Genomic DNA, 280 nt, shown 5'->3' with positions numbered 1-280 from the left:
GTGCCCCGCGACCGGGACGGCACTTTCGAACCGCAGATCGTCAAGAAACGCCAACGCCGCCTGACCGGTGTCGATGAGATCGTGTTGTCGCTGTATGCGAAAGGCTTGACCACTGGCGAGATTTCGGCGCATTTCGCCGAGATCTATGGTGCGTCGGTATCGAAGGAGACGGTGTCTCGGATCACCGACAAGGTGATCGCCGAGATGCAGGAATGGTCCGCCCGGCCACTGGATGAGATCTATGTGGCCGTGTTCATCGACGCCATCGTGGTGAAGGTCA

General features: G+C 59.3%; 1 protein-coding gene. It reads left to right on the top strand.

The window, feature by feature from the left end; genetic code table 11:
* Window positions 1–280, top strand: a 280-nt coding sequence (locus ACT86A_RS27525; protein ID WP_445095138.1) for a transposase, incomplete at both ends; no start/stop codon positions are given.

The organism is Nocardia glycosmidis, assembly GCF_052545115.1.
Note: the sequence above shows the minus strand (reverse complement) of the source record. Positions and strands in the feature narration are given on the sequence as shown.